The following is a 21,543-nucleotide window of genomic DNA, read 5'->3' as shown; positions in this document are numbered from 1 at the left end:
ATATTCCCGACCCATATCAATAATCCATTTTTGCAGCTCTTTATACTTAGTCCCAATGATTGATACCGGACAAACTCATGTCAGTAAGTGCATTTAACCGGCGCTGGGCGGCGGTCATCCTGGAAGCCTTAACCCGTCATGGCGTCAGGCATGTTTGTATCGCCCCTGGTTCCCGTTCCACGCCGCTCACGTTGGCGGCGGCAGAGAATCCTGCTTTTATTCACCATACGCACTTTGATGAGCGTGGGCTTGGTCATCTGGCGTTAGGGCTGGCGAAAGTCAGCCAACAGCCGGTTGCCGTTATTGTCACTTCAGGTACCGCCGTGGCGAACCTCTATCCGGCGCTGATTGAGGCGGGTCTGACGGGCGAGAAGCTCATTTTACTTACCGCCGATCGCCCGCCGGAGCTGATTGACTGCGGCGCCAACCAGGCGATCCGTCAGGCGGGGATGTTTGCCTCGCACCCCTCCCAAACTCTGTCGTTGCCGCGTCCCACGCAGGATATTCCGGCGCGCTGGCTGGTGTCGACCATCGACAATGCGCTCGCCATGCTTCATGCGGGCGCGCTGCACATTAACTGTCCTTTTGCCGAACCGCTGTATGGCGATATGAATGACACCGGTCTGGTCTGGCAGCAGCGCCTCGGCGACTGGTGGCAGGATGAAAAACCCTGGCTGCGCGAAGCGCGTCGACTGGCAAGCGACAAACAGCGCGACTGGTTCTTCTGGCGACAAAAACGCGGCGTTGTCGTCGCCGGGCGTATGAGCGCGGAAGAAGGCAAAAAAGTGGCGCAGTGGGCGCAAACTCTGGGATGGCCATTAATTGGCGACGTATTGTCGCAAACCGGGCAGCCGCTGCCGTGCGCCGACCTGTGGCTCGGCAACGCCAAAGCGGTGACCGAACTGCAGCAGGCGCAGATTGTCGTCCAGCTTGGCAGTAGCCTTACCGGAAAACGCTTACTGCAATGGCAGGCAACCTGCGAGCCGGAAGAGTACTGGGTAATCGACAATATTGAAGGTCGTCTGGACCCGGCGCACCATCGTGGACGCAGACTGGTAGCGAAAATCGCCGACTGGCTGGAGATGCATCCGGCGGAAAAACGTAAACCGTGGTGTGTAGAGATCCCGCGTCTGGCGGAACTGGCGTGGCAACGGGTGGTCGCGCAGCGAGACACCTTTGGCGAAGCGCAGCTGGCGCACCGTATCCGCGACTATCTGCCGGAGCAGGGGCAATTGTTCGTGGGCAATAGTCTGGTGGTGCGTCTGATCGACGCGCTGTCACAGTTGCCGGCTGGCTATCCGGTATACAGCAATCGTGGGGCGAGCGGCATTGACGGCCTGCTTTCCACGGCGGCAGGCGTGCAGCGCGCCAGCGCCAAATCGACGCTGGCTATCGTCGGCGATTTATCCGCGCTGTACGATCTTAACGCGCTGGCGTTACTACGTCAGGTATCCGCGCCGTTTGTGTTGATTGTGGTCAACAATAACGGCGGGCAGATCTTTTCCCTGCTGCCGACGCCGCAAAGCAAACGTGAGCGCTTTTATTTGATGCCGCAAAACGTCCATTTTGACCATGCGGCCGCCATGTTTAACCTGCGCTATCATCGCCCGGAAAACTGGGAAGAGCTGGAGTCTGCGCTGGCTGGCGCGTGGCGAACCCCGGCGACAACGGTGATTGAGCTGGTGGTAAACGATACGGACGGCGCGCAGACGTTGCAGCAACTTTTGGCTCAGGTAAGCCATCTATGATGTTGCACGCGCAGCACATGCCCGGACAGCCTGGGGCGCCCTCACTGGTTTTCCTGCACGGTTTTTCTGGCGATTGCCGTGAATGGCAGCCGGTTGGCGAACAGTTTCACGGCTGTTCGCGGCTTTATATTGACTTACCGGGACATGGCGGATCTGCGGCTATTCCGGTCGGCGGCTTTGCCGATGTCATCAGATTACTGCGCGCTACGTTAATTAGTTACAACATACTAAAGTTTTGGTTGGTGGGATACTCCCTTGGCGGCCGGGTGGCGATGATGGCAGCCTGCCAGGGAATACCCGGCCTGTGCGGCCTGGTGGTTGAAGGCGGTCATCCGGGGCTGCAAAATGAACAGGCGCGCGCTGAAAGACGATTGTCCGACGGGCGCTGGGCAGAGCGTTTTCGTCATGAACCATTGACTGAGGTTTTTCACGACTGGTATCAGCAGCCGGTGTTCGCCTCGCTGACGGCGCAGCAAAGACAGGCGCTAACGGCGCTGCGTAGCCAGAATAACGGCGAAACGCTGGCTGCGATGCTGGAGGCGACATCGCTTGCCGTCCAGCCGGATTTACGCGAGGCGCTCAACGCGCTGGCATTTCCGTTTTATTATTTATGTGGCGAACGCGACAGCAAATTCCGCGCCCTGGCGCAGGAAGTGGCGGCGACATGCCATGTCATTCGTAACGCCGGACACAACGCACATCGGGAAAACCCCGCTGGCGTGGTAGACAGTCTGGCTCAGATTCTGCGTCTCTGACTAAAGGACACACTATGATCTATCCTGATGAAACAATGCTTTACGCACCGGTAGAATGGCACGACTGCTCGGAGGGTTACACCGACATTCGTTATGAAAAATCCACCGACGGTATTGCAAAAATCACCATTAATCGTCCGCAGGTGCGCAATGCATTTCGTCCGTTGACCGTCAAAGAGATGATTCAGGCGCTGGCGGATGCCCGTTACGACGACAACGTGGGCGTGATTATTCTGACCGGCGAAGGCGATAAAGCGTTTTGCGCGGGCGGCGACCAGAAGGTGCGCGGCGATTACGGCGGTTATCAGGATGACTCCGGCGTGCATCACCTGAACGTGCTGGATTTCCAGCGCCAGATTCGCACCTGTCCAAAACCGGTTGTCGCGATGGTCGCGGGTTACTCCATCGGCGGTGGTCATGTGCTGCACATGATGTGCGACCTGACCATCGCGGCGGAAAACGCCATCTTCGGCCAGACCGGTCCGAAAGTCGGCTCCTTTGACGGCGGTTGGGGCGCTTCGTATATGGCGCGTATCGTTGGTCAGAAGAAAGCGCGTGAAATCTGGTTCCTGTGCCGCCAGTACGATGCGCAACAGGCGCTGGACATGGGGCTGGTTAACACCGTCGTTCCGCTGGCGGATCTGGAAAAAGAGACCGTGCGCTGGTGCCGCGAAATGTTGCAAAACAGTCCGATGGCGCTGCGTTGCCTGAAAGCGGCGCTGAATGCCGATTGTGACGGTCAGGCCGGGCTGCAGGAGCTGGCGGGCAACGCTACCATGCTGTTCTACATGACCGAAGAAGGGCAGGAAGGCCGTAACGCCTTTAACCAGAAGCGTCAGCCTGACTTCAGCAAATTCAAACGGAACCCATAATGCGTAGCGCGCAGGTATACCGCTGGCAGATCCCCATGGACGCGGGGGTGGTTCTGCACGACAGGCGGTTAAAAACTCGCGACGGGCTGTATGTTTGTCTGCGTGACGGCGAGCGTGAGGGATGGGGAGAGATCTCTCCGCTGCCGGGCTTCAGTCAGGAAACGTGGGAAGAGGCGCAGACGGCGCTCCTGACGTGGGTGAACGACTGGCTTCAGGGGAACGAGGGATTACCGGAGATGCCTTCGGTCGCGTTTGGCGCAAGCTGCGCGCTGGCGGAACTGACAGGCGTATTGCCGGAGGCGGCGGACTATCGCGCTGCGCCGTTATGCACTGGCGATCCTGACGATTTGGTGCTGCGGCTTGCCGATATGCCCGGCGAGAAAATCGCTAAGGTCAAAGTGGGTCTTTATGAAGCGGTACGCGACGGCATGGTGGTTAATTTGCTGCTGGAGGCGATCCCGGATCTGCATCTGCGTCTGGATGCGAATCGCGCCTGGACGCCGCTAAAAGCCCAACAGTTCGCAAAGTATGTTAATCCGGATTACCGCGCTCGTATCGCCTTTCTCGAAGAACCGTGTAAGACGCGGGATGATTCCCGCGCCTTTGCCCGTGAAACCGGCATCGCGATTGCCTGGGACGAAAGTCTGCGCGAAGCGGATTTCACCTTTGAAGCCGAAGAGGGCGTCAGGGCTGTGGTTATCAAACCTACGCTGACCGGATCGCTTGATAAAGTGCGTGAGCAAGTCGCTGCCGCCCATGCGTTGGGACTGACGGCGGTCATCAGCTCTTCGATCGAGTCCAGCCTCGGCCTGACGCAACTGGCGCGGATTGCCGCCTGGTTGACGCCGGGAACGCTGCCTGGACTGGATACCTTGCATCTGATGCAGGCGCAACAGATTCGCCCCTGGCCCGGTAGCGCGTTGCCTTGTCTGAAGCGTGAGGAGCTGGAACGACTGTTATGACATTCACGGACTGGCCGTGGCGCCACTGGCGTCAGGTTCGCAGTCAGGCGCCCGCTCTGCGCCTGAACGATGAAGTGCTAAGCTGGCGCGCCCTCTGTGAGCGTATTGATGCGCTGGCGGGCGGGTTTGCCGCGCAGGGCGTACGCGAGGGCGATGGTGTCCTGCTGCGCGCCGGGAATCAGCCGCGCACTCTGTTGGCATGGCTTGCGCTGATGCAGTGCGGCGCGCGGGTTCTGCCCGTCAACCCGCAGTTGCCCCAGACATTGCTGGAGGCGCTGGTGCCGAAGTTAACGCTGCGTTTTGCGCTGACACTGGAAGGCGAAAACGCGTTTTCCGGATTAACCGCGTTGCAGATACAAAAGAGCACAGCGGCGTATGCCGTGGCCTGGCAACCGCAGCGTCTGGTTTCCATGACGCTGACATCGGGTTCCACAGGATTGCCAAAAGCGGCTGTACATACGTGCCAGGCGCATCTTGCCAGCGCGCAGGGGGTGCTTTCGCTAATGCCGTTTGGCCCTCAGGATGACTGGCTGCTATCGCTGCCGCTGTTTCATGTATCCGGGCAGGGTATTATGTGGCGTTGGCTCTTCGCCGGGGCGCGCATGACGGTACGCGATAAGCAACCGCTGGAGCAGATGCTGGCAGGGTGTACTCATGCTTCGCTGGTGCCGACGCAGCTGTGGCGGCTGCTGGCGAATCGGGCGGCGGTGACGCTGAAAGCCGTTTTGCTCGGCGGCGCGGTGATTCCGGTTGAACTCACCGACCAGGCCAGCAAACAAGGGATTCGCTGCTGGTGCGGGTATGGGCTCACGGAGTTCGCGTCTACGGTATGCGCCAAAGAGGCTGATGGTTCGGATGATGTTGGCGCGCCGCTTCCCGGCAGAGAGATCAGAATCGTCGATAATGAAGTCTGGCTGCGCGCCGCCAGTATGGCGGAAGGTTACTGGCGTGATGGCAAACTGATCCCGCTGGTTAATGACGAAGGCTGGTTTGCCACGCGCGATCGCGGCGAGCTGAACCACGGCAGGCTAACCATCGCCGGGCGGCTGGACAACCTGTTCTTTAGCGGCGGCGAAGGCATTCAGCCGGAGGAAGTCGAACGCGTTATTAACGCGCATCCGCTGGTGCAACAAGCCTTTGTCGTGCCGGTAGAAGATAAAGAGTTTGGCCATCGTCCCGTTGCGGTTGTGGAGTATGCATCGCAGGCCGGAGACGTGAACCTCGCTGAATGGGTTCGCGATAAGCTGGCGCGTTTTCAACAGCCGGTTCGCTGGTTGACGCTGCCGTCAGAACTGAAAAACGGAGGGATTAAAATATCTCGCCGTGCGCTCCAGCAGTGGGTGTGTAAGATCTGTAAAAATTAATGTTAGGTTAATATACAACCATTCCATCGCTATTGCCGTTTTGTTTATCCGTTGATGTGTAACGTGTTATGAACAATCAGCGTGAAACGGGGGCGCTATGGAATGGTTGGTTAAGAAATCGCATTATGTCAAAAAGAGGGCGTGCCATGTTCTGGTGCTGTGTGATAGCGGCGGTTCGCTAAAAATGATCGCCGAGGCGAATTCCATGATATTACTGAGTCCCGGCGATATCCTGTCGCCTTTACAGGATGCGCAGTATTGTATTAATCGGGAAAAACACCAGACCTTAAAAATCGTTGATGCACGCTGTTATTCCTGCGACGAATGGCAGCGGTTGACGCGCAAGCCATCATGATCTGGCGGGCAGAAAAATCAGCATTACCCCCGCCATAATACACAATACGCCGAGCATCGCTTTTAGGCTGAAAGCGCCTTGCAAACCGGGTAACAGCATTGAGGCTACCCAGACAAGCACATAGCTGAGACTCAGTAGCGCATAGGCTTTGCTGAGCGCGAGCGTGTGTAATGTTTTCTGCCAGCAGAAGACGGAAACCAGATACCCCGCCAAACCGGCGAATAGCGCCAGGGTCGCGGCATTAAATGCGCCCAGTCCGGAAATAAACGCCAGTGGATGCGCTATCGATGGCAGCCGCATCATGGCGAATCCTAAACTCAACTGGGCGAGGGAGGCAATCGCAACGCTTATCAGTCCCCACATTACGCCCATTATGCCGCACTCCCCAGAATGATAATGCCGCTGATAATCAATGCGACGCCCAACCAGTGGCGGGGCGGAACCTGTTCATGCCAGATTTTCCAGGCCGCCAGCGTGACCCAGACAAAATTCAGACTCAACATCGGGTAAGCAATTCCCACCGGCAGGGTTTGTAGCACCAGCAGCCACAGCACCATCGCTGCGCCCATGCATATCAGCGCCAGGCCCAGCCACAGCATCAGGTGGCGGCGGCGTCCGCCCGTCGTCAATGGCCGTGTCGCTTGCTTCTGGCAGAGCTGACCGCCAACGCTGAGCAGACTGGCAAGCACCAGAACGATGCCGATCATTTAGGCCGATACTGAATTAACACCAGACGCCCCTGATAATCAACATTGTCCGCAGGGGGAAGGGAAAGAGCGCTGATGTCTTCGTCTTTGTCTATTGAAAGTACTAGCGTAATAATGCCCTCCTGACGATGCTGGTTGAGCCAGGCGTTAAAATCGTCGGCTTTAACGAATTTATTCTGTACATCAGGATAGCTAAGACCATACCTGAGTTCGCCCGCGTGTCCGTAGAGCATAATATCGTCTCGTTTCAGACTCCAGGCCAGCCCGGCGGCGACGCCCACGCTGTCGGCAAGAATATAGCGGCTTGATGCCAAAGGCGCCTGGGTCATTTCGACAAAAAACTGTGGCTGTTTGGACTCCATCACCCTGTCGGGGACGGAAAAGCCGAACAGCAGCGCCAGTCCCAGCGGACAAAACGCGGGTAATAGGTATTTTGGGCTATGACAGAGGCTATACCAGCCCACAAACGCCCAAACAGTAAAGACGCCCCAGACGCAAAAAACTTTATAAGTTTCGATATGCGTCCACACCGGCGATTTCAGCGGGCCCCATGAGGAGACGACAAACGCTGCGACGATCCCGACTAACCCGAACACCAGGTTGATCCCGCCGTTGACACGCAGCGCGGTAACGCCTTCTTTTACGTTATGCAGGACGAAGCGCGCCATGAGTATCGCTATCGGTGCGAAACAGGAAAGAACATAGGTGGGCAGTTTCCCTTTCGCAATACTGAAAAAGAGAAGCGGCATGATCGTCCATCCGAGCAAATAGAATGCGCCGTTTCGCTCGCGCCAGCCCAGTTTAAGCGCGCCAGGCAGTAACCCCAGCCACGGTAAACTTCCCGCGAGCAGCACCGGCAGATAGTACCAGAAAGGGGCTTTATGCTGGGCATCGCTCATGGCGAATCGCTGGATATGCTCCACCCAGAAAAAGTAATGCCAGAAATCGGCTTCGCGTCGCGCAATGGCGATCGCCCAGGGAAGGACAACCACAAAGCAGCTCAAGACCGCCAGCCAGCCGTATAGCAAAAAGTCCTTCCAGCGTTTCTGGACAATGACCCACGGCAGCACGCTCACTACCGGTACGGCCAGGGCGAGGAAGCCTTTAGTTAATACACCCAGACCGCAGGTTGCGCCCAGTAGCAAAAACATCCCAATCTTGCCCGTTCGGGTCGTGGCCTGCATCCCCTGCCAGAAACAACACATCCCGGCCGTAAGCCAAAGCGCGATCATCGGGTCGAGTACCGCATACGTCCCGATACTGTAAACGGCAAAGAGGGAGAGAAAGATAACGGAGGCGAGCAACGCGGTACGTTTATCCCGCCATAAGCGGAACGTCAGCCACGCCACCAGCGCTGCGGCCAGCAATGTCGTTAAAATAGCGCCAGCCCGCACGCCAAAATTGGTAGCGCCAAAAAGCCACTGACCCAGACTGTTTATCCAGTAACCGGCTATCGGTTTTTCAAAATAACGTAATCCCAGAAAATGCGGCACGATCCAGTCGCCAGACGCCAGCATCTCCCGACTTATTTCGGCATAGCGCGTTTCATCCGGCTGCCAGAGCAGGCGGCTATTGACAGGAATAACATAGTAGAGCGCGATAAATGCGGCGAAAGCCAGATAATAGCGTATCGATTTCATCATGAGGCGCTCGCGGCCTGTTGGCACCCCAGCCAACCTTCACGGCCAGGGATGTGTCCACGTACAATTTGCCCCAACGGCAGAGACTCAGGCGATGCCGGCAGCAGTTCGCCCAGAGGGCAAAAGGTGATCCCCGCGTCGCGTGCACGAACGAGCAAATCTTCAAACAGCGGCTGATGGACAATACCTTCGACTTCCGCATGGATGGTATATACCGGCGTGCCTTTGTCCTGCAACATACGGGAGATAATCCAGGTATTGAACGACTGCGCCTGAACGGCGGGGCCGATAACCTCATCCCACGTGGGTAAGGTGACCGGGATTTGTGGCGTCCCGGTCTGGCCCGGCATCAGTAGCGGACGGAATAAGGTGGTTCCACGGCAATCGCTGTTATACCGCAGGTTGAACGGCTCTTTCGCACGAACAACGCGCCCATCCGCTCGCCAGCCGGCCGCGGCTGAGCAGGTGACGGGTTTTCCGATAATGGCCTCAAGCGCCGTTATGCCGCGCGCGATATCTTCTTCAAGCTGGCGGATACTCCAGTGGCCGCTGTGAGTCTGCCACGCATGGTGATCCCAGGCATGTAGTCCCGTCTCATGGTATGTTGCCGTTTCACGAATAATCCCGGCATTGGCGTTGCCGATATTTTTTCCCGGCCAGGCGGTACCGGCCAGCAGGATATCCCAGCCGTAGAGCGAAGCGGCGTTTGAACGTAGCATTTTCCATAAAAATCGCGGTCTTATCAGACGCCAAAGATGACGTCCCATATTGTCCGGCCCGACGCTGAAGAAAAAGCTGGCCTGAACGCCGTGGCGATGCAATGTCGCCAGCAGCCGGGGAACACCTTCACGCGTTCCTCGCAAGGTATCAACATCAATGCGTAAACCGACTTTCGTCATGATGCGCGTTCCGCGACATCTACGCTGCGCAGGAAGAAGTCCAGCGTTTCTTCAACCGTATCACGCATCGCAATAGACGGTTCCCAGCCCAGACAGCGCCTGGCATTGTCGATACTGGGTTTCCGGTGTGCGACATCCTGATAACCCTTGCCGTAATAACTACGGCTTTCGACGACCTGGAAACCGGCAAACGGTGGGAAATGGCAGCGCAGCGGATGCTTATCAAAACTGTCGAGCAACAGCGTCGCCAGTTCCTGAATACTGGCTTCGTTGTCAGGATTGCCGATATTAATGATTTTGCCATCGCACCGATCGCCCTCATTCACAATAATGCGGAATAATGCTTCGATCCCATCGCGAATATCGGTGAAACAGCGCTTCTGCTGACCACCGTCGATAAGCTTGATCGGCGTCCCTTCTACCAGGTTCAGAATCAACTGCGTTATCGCGCGTGAACTGCCGATACGCGCCGCGTTCAGGCTATCCAGCCGCGGCCCCATCCAGTTAAAGGGACGGAAAAGCGTGAAGCGCAATCCCTCTTTTTCGCCATAAGCCCAAATCACCCGGTCGAGAAGCTGTTTGGAAACGGAGTAAATCCAGCGCGGCTTATTCACCGGCCCGACGATCAGATTCGATTTGTCCTCGTCAAAAGAGGCGTCCGTACACATGCCGTACACTTCAGAGGTAGACGGAAAAACCACGCGTTTACGGTATTTTACGCAATAACGGATAATCCGCAGGTTTTCTTCAAAATCAAGTTCAAAGACGCGCAGCGGGTTGCGGGTGTATTCAATCGGGGTAGCAATCGCTACCAGCGGCAGTACGACATCGCATTTTTTGACATGATATTCGATCCATTCTGAGTGGATGCTGATATCTCCCTCCACGAAATGAAAGCGAGGGTGGAGCAGGAATCGGCTAATGGCGTTGCTGCCGATATCCATACCGTAGACCTCGTAATTCTCTTCATTCAGTAACCGTTCGGTCAAATGATTGCCGATAAAACCGTTGACGCCGAGGATGAGAACGCGAATGCGACGTTTACCGCTGGTCGCTGGTGGACGGTTCAAACGCGCGCCCGCCACCAGACCAAGCGTCTGTGCAAGCTGCGAGCCCTGTACAGTAATGCCGTCTCCGGCCTGGCCGGTAATAATCTCCAGCGCGCCATCGGCGCAGGCGACCCGCAGCGGAGAGACCGAAATTACCGAGCCGGGAAGCGCGCCCTGCGCATCCGGACAAATTCGGGAAGACCAGATAGTGAATTTTTGCGAGCCGTTATAGCTGAACGCGCCGGGCCAGGGGGCGGCTACCGCCCGCACCAGGTTATGCACCGTGGAAACCGGTTTGTGCCAGTCGATAAGGCCATCTTCCGGCCTGCGGCGACCATAATATGTAGCGTCAGACTCACGCTGAGGAACAGAAGGTATATCGCCGCATTTCATGGTGGGCAGGATGCTATTAAGCAACTGGCGCGCGGCCTGACATAGCTTATGATGCAGGGTAAGCGCAACATCGTCCTGCGCAATAGCGACGCGTTGACTGGCGACAATCTCTCCGGCGTCGGCACGTTTGACCATACGATGCAGCGTTACGCCCGTTTCGCTTTCGCCGTTAACCAGAACCCAGTTTAGCGGCGCACGGCCACGATAGGCAGGCAATAGAGAACCGTGCAGATTGAACGCGCCAGCCGGGGCGAGGTGCAGAATTTCTTCGCTTAACAGGTTGCGGTAATAGAACGAAAAAATAATATCCGGCGCAAGCTCAGCGATGCGGTCGACCCAGATAGGATGATTTACGTTATCCGGCGCATAAACCGGAATCCCTAATCCTGCCGCCAGCCGGGAGACGGAGCCAAAAAAGGTGTTTTCCGCAGGATTGTCGGCATGAGTAAAAATCGCGGCAATCTCATACCCGGCATCCAGTACGGCCTGCACGCCCTGACATCCCATATCGTGATAGGCAAAAATAACGGCTTTCATTGGTGACTTTCCTCAGTAAACGGCGTGCTTTCCGGGTAGATAACTTGTTGAACAAAATAGCGGGGGCGGGCGCGGACATCGTTATAAATGCGACCGATGTATTCGCCCAGCAGTCCCATACCGATGAATTGCGCGCCGATGAAGGTAAACAGGACGGCAAAGAGCATAAATACGCCTTCCGCCGCCCACTGCGGCCCCAGCGCCAGGCGAAGTACAATAAGCAATACCGACAGGCTAAACCCGCCGATGGCGATAACGCTGCCCAGCAGGCTCAACAGGCGCAGCGGCGTCGTCGTCAGGCAGGTCACCAGGTCATACATCAGGTTAATGAGACGCATAAAACTGTATTTAGAGTCGCCAAATTCACGTTCAGCGTGATGCACCGGGATCTCGGTAGCCCGACGAGCGAAAATGTTGGCCAGAATAGGGATAAAGGTGCTGCGTTCATGGCAGCGCAACATAGTATCGATAATAGGGCGGCGATAGGCGCGTAACATGCAGCCGTAATCGCCCATCGCTTTGCCCGTTGTGCGCTGGATCAGTAGATTAATGATTTTTGACGCCGATTTGCGAAACAGGCTGTCCTGTCGGTTCTGGCGCACGGTGCCTACCACATCGAACCCTTCATCGGCTTTCGCCACCAGGCGCGGGATCTCTTCCGGCGGGTTTTGCAGATCGGCATCCAGCGTAATGATAAGATCGCCGCTTACATGGCTAAACCCCGCCATAATCGCTGCATGTTGACCGTAGTTACGGTTGAGTAAAATAGAGATGATATGGCTATCGGCCTCCTTGGACGCCTTAACCATCAGCTCCGCCGAGCTATCGCTGCTACCATCATCTATCAATAAAATCTCCCACGCTTTGCCCAGACTCTCGCAGGCGATGGTGGTGCGTCTTATCAATTCCGGCAGGCTTTCCTGTTCGTTATAGACAGGAATAACCACCGAGACTTTTTTTATGGGGGCGGCGTCAAACATGCTTATTGTCCTGCTATCTGATGAAGGGCGGTAATGACCCGATCAAAGTCACTCTCGGTCATATCCGGGAAGAGCGGCAGTGAGCAGATCCGCTCGCTGTTCCACTCGGTGTCAGGCAGCGTGAGCGTTGGGAAACGTTCGCGATAATATTTTTGCGTATGCGCGGCGCGGAAATGCAGCCCTGTGCCGATGCCTTTCGCTTTCAGCGATGCCATCAGAGCATCCCGGGTAATACCGCAGCGGGCTTCATCGACCCGGATAATGAATAAATGCCAGGCGTGAATATGCTCCCACGACGGAAGGCTCAGAGGCTGAAAAGGCAGGTCTGCCATTGCCTGGTGGTACTGCGCTGCGATGGCGGCGCGGCGAGCGTTAAGCGCATCCAGTTTCTGTAACTGAGCAAGCGCGATAGCGGCGTTGAGGTCGGGCAAATTATATTTGTAGCCCGGCGCCAGGACTTCCGCTTGTGGCGCGCGTCCTCCGCTCTGTCGATCCCAGGCATCAACGCCAAGCCCGTGAAACTTGAGACTGCGCAGTTTATCGGCGAATTGCGGGTTATCCGTGACGACGATACCGCCTTCAGCGCAGGTAATGTTCTTAATGGCGTGGAAGGAGAAAATCGCGGTGCCCCGGGCGCCAATGTGGCGACCTTTGTAGCTGGTTCCTGTCGCGTGCGCCGCGTCTTCAATCACTGGAATGCCATAACGCTCGCCAAGAGCGTAAATAGCGTCCAGATCGGCGGGCGCGCCAGCGTAGTGGACGGGGATAATTGCTTTGGTTTGTGGCGTAATCGCGGCTTCGATATGTTCAGGCGTGACCATCAGCGTATCGCGATCGACATCGACCATGACGGGGTTCGCGCCGAGTAAAACGATCATATTTAGCGTAGAAACCCACGTCATTGACGGTGTAATGACCTCGTCGCCTTCACCAATGCCCAGCGCCATCAACGCGATGTGCATACCGGCAGTGGCTGAACTGACGGCAACGGCATATTGATTGCCAGTTAGCCGACAAAACGCCGCTTCCAGTTCCTGATTTTTCGGGCCGGTTGTTATCCAACCTGAGTCCAGTACGGTCTTAACGGCAGCAAGCTCTTCCGCGCCCATCGCCGGACGGGAGAAAGGCAAAAAGTCCGACATCATTTTTCCTTCAGCCATTGAAAGCCGCTTTTCAAATATTTCGGCAATAGAAAAGGGCTTATTTTTTAACGCATTTAGCTGAACCCTACTGGATGAATATTAAATTAACATTAAGAAATTAAGGTGAAGTAAAAAGATAATTTTTAACGGAATTATGCTTTGCTTTCGCCGAAAGTTTAAGGCATTTTATGCATGCCCAAAAGCTGTTTTTATGTTTCTGGCCTGGTCTTCCGTTGCGGAATTTCATTTTAATCGTATTGCTATTAAGTTAGCTGCACTGTCTGCCTGAGAGGTTAATGTGCTGGCATTTACCCTACGCTTTATTAAAAACAAACGCTATCTCGCGACTCTGGCGGGGGCGTTGGTTATTATCGCCGGGTTGACCTCACAACATGCCTGGAGTGGTAACGGTCTACCGCAGATTAACGGTAAAGCGCTGGCGGCGCTGGCGAAGCAGCATCCGGTAGTCGTGTTATTCCGCCATGCCGAGCGGTGCGATCGTTCCGATAATACCTGCCTGTCAGACAGCACGGGGATTACGGTCAACGGTGCGCAAGATGCCAGAGCGCTGGGTAAAGCCTTCAGTGCCGATATACAAAATTACAATCTCTATTCCAGTAATACGGTGCGCACCATCCAGTCGGCAACCTGGTTTTCTGCGGGCAGGTCGCTTACGGTGGATAAAGAAATGATGGATTGCGGCAGCGGTATTTATGCTTCAATCAATACGTTACTGAAAAAGTCGCAGAATAAAAATATAGTCATTTTTACCCATAATCATTGTTTGACGTATATTGCAAAAAATAAGCGCGGCGTAAAGTTTGATCCGGACTATCTTAATGCGCTCGTTATGCATGCGGAAAACGGAAAACTCTTTTTAGATGGTGAATTTGTTCCCGGCTAGCCGCATGTTAAAAGCGTAAAGACAGCCTGAAGCGGCTGTCGTCATTATAATAACCCTTTCAATGCTAATGTGTGGCGTGTCGCTACATTCAAATCATACAGCGCCAGTTCTTCTGGCTTGACCCAGGCGTAGTCCTGAAATTCGTCGTTAATACATATATCGCGGTTAGCGGAAACACAGTCGAAGATGAGATAAATCATATAAATCTCTTCTTGTCTGCCATCAGCGTAGGTTTTAACGCGGATATCGTCGCGGAAGGTCCACGGCGTAATATCGCTCAGAATCAGTTGTTCGCCGAGTTCCTCCCGAATCTCCCGACGCAGCGCCTCTTCAATGCGTTCGCCTGGCTCGACCCCGCCGCCCGACAGCGCCCACTGACCGGGAAAGACGCCGCGGTTGTCGGCCATTTTGCACAGCAGATAACAGCCATCATTTTGAATTAATGGGCAAACTATAGTTCGTTGACGCATAAGTCGCTTCCTTAAACCACCAGGCCATCAGCTTAACAAATCATTCTGCGAAATTCTTTGTGAAAAATGGAAGCGATAACGCAGACTGCGTTTTTTGTTAATTTTGTTGATGCAGGCGTCGCCATGTGATGGCGCAATGATGCGTCATGGCGAAAGTAGTATTTCGTTACAATATGTTTTTGGAATGGTTTCTTAGTGCATTGATTCCTCAGCGTCTGGCAGTACAATTCTGCCGTTTTGGGGAGTTTTTCTTTATGTGCTTGCTGGAAAGGGTAAAAATGAAAAAAAGCATATTATTAGGTTTTGCCGGAATGCTGTTCGTTTCTGCATCGGCGCAGGCCATCAGTATTAGCGGCCAGGCGGGCGAAGATTACACCAACATTGGCGTGGGTTTTGGTACGGAATCGACGGGACTGGCGCTAAGCGGCAACTGGATGCACAACGATGATGATGGCGATGCTGCGGGCGTGGGTCTGGGGCTGAACATTCCGGTGGGACCGCTGCTGGCGACGGTAGGCGGTAAAGGTATTTATACCAATCCGAAAGACAGCGATGAAGGCTATGCGGCGGCTGTCGGCGGTGGGCTACAATGGAAAATCGGCAACAGCTTCCGTCTGTTCGGCGAGTATTATTATTCACCAGATTCGCTGTCCAGCGGTATCGACAGTTATGAAGAAGCGAATGCAGGCGCGCGTTTCACCATTATGCGCCCGCTGAGCATTGAAGCCGGTTATCGTTACCTGAACCTGGCGGGTAAAGACGGCAACCGCGATAATGCGATTGCTGACGGCCCTTATGTTGGCGTAAACGCCAGCTTTTGATGCTAACGGCGCGGCAATCGTCGCGCCATATTCCTCCTTTTCCCGTCATTCTTCTTTCCACGTCCTATTCCTCTTTGCGTTATAGTGTTTTCATCATAAGAGCAGGAGAACACAATGCTAAATGTGGAAATGCTATCCACCGGGGATGAGGTGTTGCACGGACAAATCGTTGACACCAATGCCGCCTGGCTGGCTGATTTTTTCTTTCATCAGGGCGTTCCGTTATCACGGCGAAATACGGTAGGCGATAATCTGGACAGTCTGGTCGCTATCTTGCGTGAACGCAGTCAACATGCTGATGTTTTGATTGTTAATGGCGGGTTAGGGCCGACCAGCGATGATTTAAGCGCGCTCGCCGCGGCAACGGCAAAAGGCGAAGGATTAGTACTGCACCAGGCGTGGCTGACCGAAATGGAACGCTACTTTCAGCAGCGTGGCCGCGTGATGGCGCCGAGCAACCGTAAACAGGCGGAACTGCCTGCCAGCGCGGAGTTTATTAATAATCCGGTCGGCACTGCCTGTGGATTTGCGCTACAGCTCAACCGCTGCCTGATGTTTTTCACCCCCGGCGTACCGTCTGAATTTAAGGTTATGGTGGAGAAGGAAATCTTACCGCGGTTACGCGCGCGTTTTTCGCTGCCGGAGCCGCCGCTTTGCCTGCGGTTAACGACTTTTGGACGTTCAGAAAGCGACCTCGCGCAGCGTCTCGATTCACTGCCGTTGCCGCCCGGCGTGACGATGGGGTATCGCTCATCAATGCCGATCATTGAACTGAAGTTGACCGGCCCGGCGACGCAACGGGAGGCGATGCTGGCGTTATGGCCAGAGGTCAAACGGGTCGCCGGACAGAACCTGATTTTTGAAGGTACGGAAAATCTGCCGGCGCAAATAGCCCGCCGCCTGCAGGAAAGGCAGTTGAGTCTGACGTTGAGCGAGCAATACACCAGCGGCTTACTGGCGCTACAGCTTTCCCGCGCCGGGGCGCCTGTTCTTGCCAGCGAAGTCGTTCCTTCTCAGGAAGAGACGCTGGCGCAAACGGCGCACTGGACGACAGAACGACGCAGCAATCATTATGCCGGTCTGGCGCTGGCCGTGTCGGGGCTGGAAAACGAACATCTTAATTTCGCGCTGGCGACGCCGGATGGCACGTATGCCTTACGCGTGCGTTTTAGCGCCAATCGGTATAGTCTGGCAATACGTCAGGAGGTCTGCGCGATGATGGCGCTAAATATGCTGCGCCGCTGGCTTAATGGCGAGGACATTATCAGCGAGCATGGCTGGATAGACGTGGTTGAATCATTGACATCATAATCCCTTTCTCTTATCTGCGATGGGAACGACATCGTGAGCCGGATAAGGCCGCTATGCCATTATCCGGCAATATTATCTGCTTTTTTGTCCAGCCAATTGTACTGAATACAAAGTAATACGTGCGTTAATTCACATTTATATGGTTAACCCTTCCACTCCGTTGGAAGGCGGATAAGCTTTGACGCGCTTCACAATTTTTTCCCTACTGACCTTTCACACTGATTCCAGTGTCTCAGACTGGAGTCCAATATGTTGGAATCAAGTAAAGTCCCGGCTCTTACTCGCGCAATCGACATCCTCAATTTGATCGCGCGTATTGGCCCATGCAGCGCGGCAATCATTATTGAAACGCTGCGTATTCCAAAAAGCACCGCGTACCTGCTGTTGAATGAATTAAAACGTCAGCGATTTATTAGCCTCGATCATCAGGATAACTACTGCCTGTGGACTAAGCTCGTTGAATTGTCGGGTCATGCGCTCAGCAAGATGGATCTGCGGGAGCTGGCGCGTCCTCGTCTAACACAACTGATGGATGAAACCGGGCTGCTGTGTCACTTGGGGATCATCGACCACGAAAATGCGTATTACATACTGAAAGTGGAATCCTCATCCACTATCAGCGTGCGCTCGCATGAGGGGAAAAGCCTCTCTCTTTATCGTTCCGGCATCGGCAAATGCCTGCTGGCATGGCAGCCGGCCGCCGTACGCAAAGCCATTATTGAACAACTGGTATGGGAGCGAGCCACGCTGACCACCATCACCGAGCCGCAACAATTGAATGATGAGCTGGAACGCATTCGCCAGCGAGGATGGAGCTTTGATAACGGGGAGGATTATCCGGATGTCCGCTGCGTTGCCGCACCGGTATTTAATGCCAGAAACGAACTGACCGCGGCAATTTCAGTGGTCGGCACGCGCCTGCAAATCAACGAAGAGAATCTAGATTATTTGGCCGGTAAAGCTATTGCCTGTGCCAAAGATATTTCACGCCTGTTGGGATGGAAAAGTCCCTTCGACTCACTCGCATCTTAAAATGGAGAATATTATGACTCTTCCTAAAATTAAACACGTTCGAGCCTGGTTTATTGGGGGCGCTACCGCAGAGAAAGGGGCTGGCGGCGGGGATTATCACGACCAGGGAGGAAATCACTGGATTGATGACCATATCGCCACTCCCATGAGCAAATATCGCGACTATGAGCAGTCTCGTCAGTCTTTTGGAATCAACGTGTTAGGGACGCTGATTGTCGAAGTAGAGGCGGAAAATGGGCAGACGGGGTTCGCCGTTTCGACAGCAGGGGAGATGGGCTGTTTTATCGTAGAAAAACATCTTAACCGGTTTATTGAAGGCAAATGCGTAAGCGATATCAAACTTATTCACGATCAGATGCTCGGCGCGACCATGTACTACTCCGGTTCCGGCGGTCTGGTGATGAACACGATTTCCTGTGTGGATCTGGCGCTGTGGGATCTGTTTGGCAAGGTGGTGGGGCTGCCGGTTTATAAATTGCTGGGCGGAGCGGTGCGCGATGAAATTCAGTTTTACGCCACCGGCGCACGCCCGGATCTGGCTAAAGAAATGGGCTTTATCGGCGGTAAAATGCCGACTCACTGGGGACCGCACGATGGTGATGCGGGGATCCGTAAAGATGCCGCGATGGTGGCGGATATGCGTGAAAAGTGCGGGCCGGATTTCTGGCTGATGCTCGACTGCTGGATGAGTCAGGATGTGAACTATGCGACTAAACTGGCTCACGCCTGTGCGCCATTTAATCTCAAATGGATTGAAGAGTGTCTGCCGCCGCAGCAGTATGAAGGCTATCGCGAATTAAAACGCAACGCGCCTGCAGGGATGATGGTTACCAGCGGCGAACACCATGGTACGCTGCAATCCTTCCGCACTCTGGCAGAAACCGGCATTGATATTATGCAGCCGGATGTTGGCTGGTGCGGCGGATTAACCACGCTGGTTGAGATCGCCGCGCTTGCCAAATCGCGCGGGCAACTGGTGGTGCCGCACGGTTCGTCTGTCTATTCGCACCATGCAGTTATTACTTTCACTAATACCCCTTTCAGCGAGTTCCTGATGACCAGCCCGGACTGCTCCACCCTGCGTCCGCAATTTGACCCGATTCTCCTGGATGAGCCGGTGCCGGTGAATGGACGCATCCATAAATCAGTGCTGGATAAGCCGGGCTTCGGCGTCGAGCTTAACCGTGACTGTCACTTGAAACGCCCTTATAGCCACTAATAACTCGTGCGTTGCCTTTGTACGGCAACGCCCTCATCCTGTTGAGGATATTGCTATGAGCATCACTTTACTTGACGGCGTAGTGAAGAAAAACCGCGCACGTTTAATTCCTTTTATGTTGGCGCTGTATGTACTGGCGTTTCTGGATCGTTCAAATATTGGTTTTGCCAAAGAGACCTATCAGATAGATACCGGGCTAAGTAATGAAGCCTACGCGCTAGGGGCCGGTATTTTCTTTGTGGTTTACGCTTTCCTTGGCGTACCGGCTAACCTGCTGATGCGCAAATTTGGCGCAAGAACCTGGATCGGCACGACTACCCTGCTGTGGGGCTTTCTCTCTGCTGCGATGGCCTGGGCGGATAGTGAAGCAAAATTTCTGATAATCCGCACGCTATTGGGCGCGGCGGAGGCTGGATTTTTCCCCGGCATGATCTATCTAACTTCACAATGGTTCCCGCAGCGTAACCGTGCCAGCATTATGGGGCTATTTTATATGGGCGCGCCGCTGGCGTTAACGTTGGGTTCGCCGCTCTCCGGCGCTCTGCTGGAGATGCATGGTTTTATGGGGCACCCGGGATGGTTCTGGATGTTCGTTATCGAAGGCCTACTTGCGATTGGCGCAGGGATATTCACCTTTTTCTGGCTTGATGACACTCCGCAGCAGGCGCGTTTTCTTAGCCTGGAAGAAAAGAACGCGCTTATCAGGCAACTGGCGAGCGAAGAAGAGAAAAAGGTCACGTCAAGGCTTGCGGATGCGCTGCGTAATGGACGCGTCTGGCAACTGGCTATTATTTATCTGACGATTCAGGTGGCGGTATACGGACTCATCTTTTTCCTGCCGACCCAGGTTGCCGCGCTATTGGGCACTAAAGTGGGCTTTACCGCTTCGGTGGTAACAGCGGTTCCCTGGGTGGCGGCTTTGCTTGGCACATGGCTTATTCCTCGCTACTCCGACCGTACCGGCGATCGCCGTAACGTTGCGGCAGTGACACTACTGGCTGCGGGCATTGGCATTGGCCTGTCAGGTCTGGTTTCTCCGGTGCTCGCTATTCTGGCGCTCTGTGTTGCAGCAGTAGGATTTATTGCCGTTCAGCCCGTATTCTGGACCATGCCGACGCAGCTACTTTCCGGTACGGCTCTGGCGGCAGGAATTGGTTTCGTTAATCTGTTTGGCGCTGTGGGCGGTTTTATTGCCCCAATTCTGCGCGTAAAAGCGGAAACGTTGTTTGCCAGCGATGCGGCGGGCCTGCTGACGCTGGCCGGAGTCGCCATCATTGGCTCATTAATTATCTTCACGCTGAGCGTTAATCGTCCGGTGGCGCAATCCGGCGCTGCGCATCATTAATCTTATCTACGTTGTAAGGATCGCTATGAACGCATTGTTATCAAATCCTTTTAAAGAAGGATTACGTAAAGGGGATACGCAAATTGGTTTGTGGCTCAGTTCAACCACCTCTTATATGGCGGAGATTGCGGCGACGTCGGGTTATGACTGGTTGTTAATAGATGGCGAGCACGCGCCTAATACGGTGCAGGACTTGTATCATCAGTTACAGGCCATCGCCCCATACGCCAGCCAGCCGGTGATTCGCCCGATCGAGGGAAGTAAAGCGCTCATTAAACAGGTACTGGACATCGGGGCGCAAACGCTACTGATCCCGATGGTTGACACCGCAGAACAGGCGCGCCAGGTCGTTTCCGCTACCCGATACCCGCCGTTGGGGCAACGAGGCGTTGGCGCGAGCGTGGCGCGTGCGGCGCGCTGGGGGAGAATCGACAACTATATGGCACAGGCCAATGAGTCGCTCTGCCTGTTGGTGCAGGTTGAAAGCAAAGTGGCGCTGGAAAACCTTGACGCGATTCTGGAGGTTGAAGGCATTGATGGCGTCTTTATCGGTCCGGCAGATCTCTCTGCTTCATTGGGTTACCCCGATAATGCCGGACACCCGGAAGTGCAGCGAATCATTGAAGCGTGTATTTATCGTATTCGCGCCGCCGGAAAAGCGGCGGGTTTTTTGGCGGTCGATCCGGCAATGGCGCAGAAATGTCTGGCGTGGGGCGCGAATTTTGTCGCGGTCGGGGTAGATACGATGCTCTACACCGAGGCGCTGGACAGCAGGTTGGCGATGTTTAAATCTGTTCAGTCAGTAAGCACGGCAAAACGTAGTTATTGAGAAAAATGCCGGATGGCACGTATGCCTTACGCATGCGTTTTAGCGCCTATCGGTATAGTCTGGCAATACGTCAGGAGGTTTGTGCGGTGATGGCGCTAAATATGCTGCGCCGTTGGCTTAATGGCGAGGACATTACCAGCGAGCATGGCTGGATAGACGTGGTTGAATCATTGACGGCATAGAACTTTTAGTGGGAAGGCTTGGCCTTC

Annotated in this window: 22 protein-coding genes; 14 read left to right on the top strand and 8 right to left on the bottom strand. The window is 54.8% G+C overall.

The window, feature by feature from the left end:
* The first annotated feature begins 77 nt into the window (after window positions 1-77).
* The 6 genes from menD (at window position 78) to pmrD (ending at window position 6,056) form a co-directional block, all read left to right on the top strand.
* Window positions 78-1,748 (top strand): 2-succinyl-5-enolpyruvyl-6-hydroxy-3-cyclohexene-1-carboxylic-acid synthase, encoded by a 1,671-nt coding sequence (gene menD / locus ACLJNW_RS21095; protein ID WP_000116384.1) that lies wholly within the window; start codon window positions 78-80, stop codon window positions 1,746-1,748.
* Complete coding sequence (gene menH / locus ACLJNW_RS21090; RefSeq protein WP_000979132.1) at window positions 1,745-2,503, top strand: 2-succinyl-6-hydroxy-2,4-cyclohexadiene-1-carboxylate synthase; 759 nt, start codon at window positions 1,745-1,747, stop codon at window positions 2,501-2,503. The genes menD and menH overlap by 4 nt, the downstream gene beginning before the upstream one ends.
* A gap of 14 nt (window positions 2,504-2,517) precedes the next feature.
* On the top strand, window positions 2,518-3,375 hold the full coding sequence (menB, locus tag ACLJNW_RS21085) for a 1,4-dihydroxy-2-naphthoyl-CoA synthase (protein ID WP_000640013.1): 858 nt from the start codon (window positions 2,518-2,520) through the stop codon (window positions 3,373-3,375).
* Window positions 3,375-4,337: an o-succinylbenzoate synthase gene (gene menC, locus ACLJNW_RS21080; protein ID WP_024154546.1), complete on the top strand. Its 963-nt coding sequence runs from the start codon at window positions 3,375-3,377 to the stop codon at window positions 4,335-4,337. Before menB ends, menC begins: the two co-directional genes overlap by 1 nt.
* Entirely contained in the window at window positions 4,334-5,701 is a 1,368-nt protein-coding gene (gene menE, locus ACLJNW_RS21075) for an o-succinylbenzoate--CoA ligase (RefSeq protein ID WP_000144660.1), read from the top strand. The genes menC and menE overlap by 4 nt, the downstream gene beginning before the upstream one ends.
* Window positions 5,702-5,798: 97 nt before the next feature.
* Entirely contained in the window at window positions 5,799-6,056 is a 258-nt protein-coding gene (gene pmrD / locus ACLJNW_RS21070; RefSeq protein WP_000455132.1) for a signal transduction protein PmrD, read from the top strand.
* Here the strand turns inward: pmrD and arnF are convergent.
* Genes arnF through arnB form a run of 7 tightly spaced genes read right to left on the bottom strand, consistent with a single transcriptional unit; the run spans window position 6,051 to window position 13,403 of the window.
* Window positions 6,051-6,428 (bottom strand): 4-amino-4-deoxy-L-arabinose-phosphoundecaprenol flippase subunit ArnF, encoded by a 378-nt coding sequence (gene arnF, locus ACLJNW_RS21065; RefSeq protein ID WP_000538694.1) that lies wholly within the window; start codon window positions 6,426-6,428, stop codon window positions 6,051-6,053. The genes pmrD and arnF overlap by 6 nt on opposite strands.
* On the bottom strand, window positions 6,428-6,763 hold the full coding sequence (arnE, locus tag ACLJNW_RS21060) for a 4-amino-4-deoxy-L-arabinose-phosphoundecaprenol flippase subunit ArnE (RefSeq protein WP_000579484.1): 336 nt from the start codon (window positions 6,761-6,763) through the stop codon (window positions 6,428-6,430). The genes arnF and arnE overlap by 1 nt, the downstream gene beginning before the upstream one ends.
* Complete coding sequence (arnT, locus tag ACLJNW_RS21055) at window positions 6,760-8,406, bottom strand: lipid IV(A) 4-amino-4-deoxy-L-arabinosyltransferase (RefSeq protein ID WP_031624479.1); 1,647 nt, start codon at window positions 8,404-8,406, stop codon at window positions 6,760-6,762. The genes arnE and arnT overlap by 4 nt, the downstream gene beginning before the upstream one ends.
* Complete coding sequence (gene arnD, locus ACLJNW_RS21050; protein WP_000169765.1) at window positions 8,403-9,302, bottom strand: 4-deoxy-4-formamido-L-arabinose-phosphoundecaprenol deformylase; 900 nt, start codon at window positions 9,300-9,302, stop codon at window positions 8,403-8,405. The genes arnT and arnD overlap by 4 nt, the downstream gene beginning before the upstream one ends.
* On the bottom strand, window positions 9,299-11,281 hold the full coding sequence (gene arnA / locus ACLJNW_RS21045; RefSeq protein WP_000648772.1) for a bifunctional UDP-4-amino-4-deoxy-L-arabinose formyltransferase/UDP-glucuronic acid oxidase ArnA: 1,983 nt from the start codon (window positions 11,279-11,281) through the stop codon (window positions 9,299-9,301). Before arnA ends, arnD begins: the two co-directional genes overlap by 4 nt.
* Entirely contained in the window at window positions 11,278-12,261 is a 984-nt protein-coding gene (arnC, locus tag ACLJNW_RS21040) for an undecaprenyl-phosphate 4-deoxy-4-formamido-L-arabinose transferase (RefSeq protein WP_023204454.1), read from the bottom strand. The genes arnA and arnC overlap by 4 nt, the downstream gene beginning before the upstream one ends.
* Before the next feature lie 2 nt (window positions 12,262-12,263).
* Entirely contained in the window at window positions 12,264-13,403 is a 1,140-nt protein-coding gene (gene arnB, locus ACLJNW_RS21035; RefSeq protein ID WP_024154547.1) for a UDP-4-amino-4-deoxy-L-arabinose aminotransferase, read from the bottom strand.
* A gap of 298 nt (window positions 13,404-13,701) precedes the next feature.
* Between arnB and pmrG the strand changes: the two genes are divergently transcribed.
* Window positions 13,702-14,307 carry a lipopolysaccharide core heptose(II)-phosphate phosphatase PmrG gene (gene pmrG, locus ACLJNW_RS21030; protein ID WP_023204452.1) on the top strand — a complete coding sequence of 202 codons (606 nt, stop codon included), beginning with the start codon at window positions 13,702-13,704 and terminating at the stop codon, window positions 14,305-14,307.
* Between the two features lie 44 nt (window positions 14,308-14,351).
* Here the strand turns inward: pmrG and nudI are convergent, their stop codons facing one another.
* A complete protein-coding gene (gene nudI, locus ACLJNW_RS21025) occupies window positions 14,352-14,777 on the bottom strand; it encodes a nucleoside triphosphatase NudI (RefSeq protein ID WP_001249902.1) in 426 nt (141 codons plus the stop codon).
* Between the two features lie 278 nt (window positions 14,778-15,055).
* Here nudI and ACLJNW_RS21020 point away from each other — a divergent pair, with 278 nt between their 5' ends.
* The 7 genes from ACLJNW_RS21020 to ACLJNW_RS20990 all read left to right on the top strand — a co-directional run bounded on the left by ACLJNW_RS21020 (window position 15,056) and on the right by ACLJNW_RS20990 (window position 21,516).
* Window positions 15,056-15,598, top strand: a complete 543-nt coding sequence (locus ACLJNW_RS21020; RefSeq protein ID WP_001670658.1) for a YfaZ family protein — start codon at window positions 15,056-15,058, stop codon at window positions 15,596-15,598.
* A 114-nt stretch (window positions 15,599-15,712) separates the two neighbouring features.
* Window positions 15,713-16,909, top strand: a complete 1,197-nt coding sequence (locus ACLJNW_RS21015; protein ID WP_000935683.1) for a nicotinamide mononucleotide deamidase-related protein YfaY — start codon at window positions 15,713-15,715, stop codon at window positions 16,907-16,909.
* A 249-nt stretch (window positions 16,910-17,158) separates the two neighbouring features.
* Window positions 17,159-17,941 carry an IclR family transcriptional regulator gene (locus ACLJNW_RS21010; protein WP_000894170.1) on the top strand — a complete coding sequence of 261 codons (783 nt, stop codon included), beginning with the start codon at window positions 17,159-17,161 and terminating at the stop codon, window positions 17,939-17,941.
* A gap of 13 nt (window positions 17,942-17,954) precedes the next feature.
* On the top strand, window positions 17,955-19,160 hold the full coding sequence (rhmD, locus tag ACLJNW_RS21005; protein ID WP_001530644.1) for an L-rhamnonate dehydratase: 1,206 nt from the start codon (window positions 17,955-17,957) through the stop codon (window positions 19,158-19,160).
* 55 nt (window positions 19,161-19,215) lie between these two features.
* A complete protein-coding gene (locus tag ACLJNW_RS21000) occupies window positions 19,216-20,505 on the top strand; it encodes an MFS transporter (RefSeq protein ID WP_000028931.1) in 1,290 nt (429 codons plus the stop codon).
* 25 nt (window positions 20,506-20,530) lie between these two features.
* On the top strand, window positions 20,531-21,334 hold the full coding sequence (gene yfaU / locus ACLJNW_RS20995; protein ID WP_000992941.1) for a 2-keto-3-deoxy-L-rhamnonate aldolase: 804 nt from the start codon (window positions 20,531-20,533) through the stop codon (window positions 21,332-21,334).
* A 5-nt stretch (window positions 21,335-21,339) separates the two neighbouring features.
* Window positions 21,340-21,516 carry a hypothetical protein gene (locus ACLJNW_RS20990; protein WP_001112763.1) on the top strand — a complete coding sequence of 59 codons (177 nt, stop codon included), beginning with the start codon at window positions 21,340-21,342 and terminating at the stop codon, window positions 21,514-21,516.
* The last annotated feature ends 27 nt before the right edge of the window (window positions 21,517-21,543 follow it).

The sequence above is a fragment of the Salmonella sp. SAL4457 genome, assembly GCF_046548235.1.
In the GTDB taxonomy this organism is placed as follows: Bacteria; Pseudomonadota; Gammaproteobacteria; order Enterobacterales; family Enterobacteriaceae; genus Salmonella; species Salmonella enterica.
The sequence above is the reverse complement of the archived record's forward strand: the minus strand, read 5'-3'. Positions and strand labels throughout refer to the sequence as shown.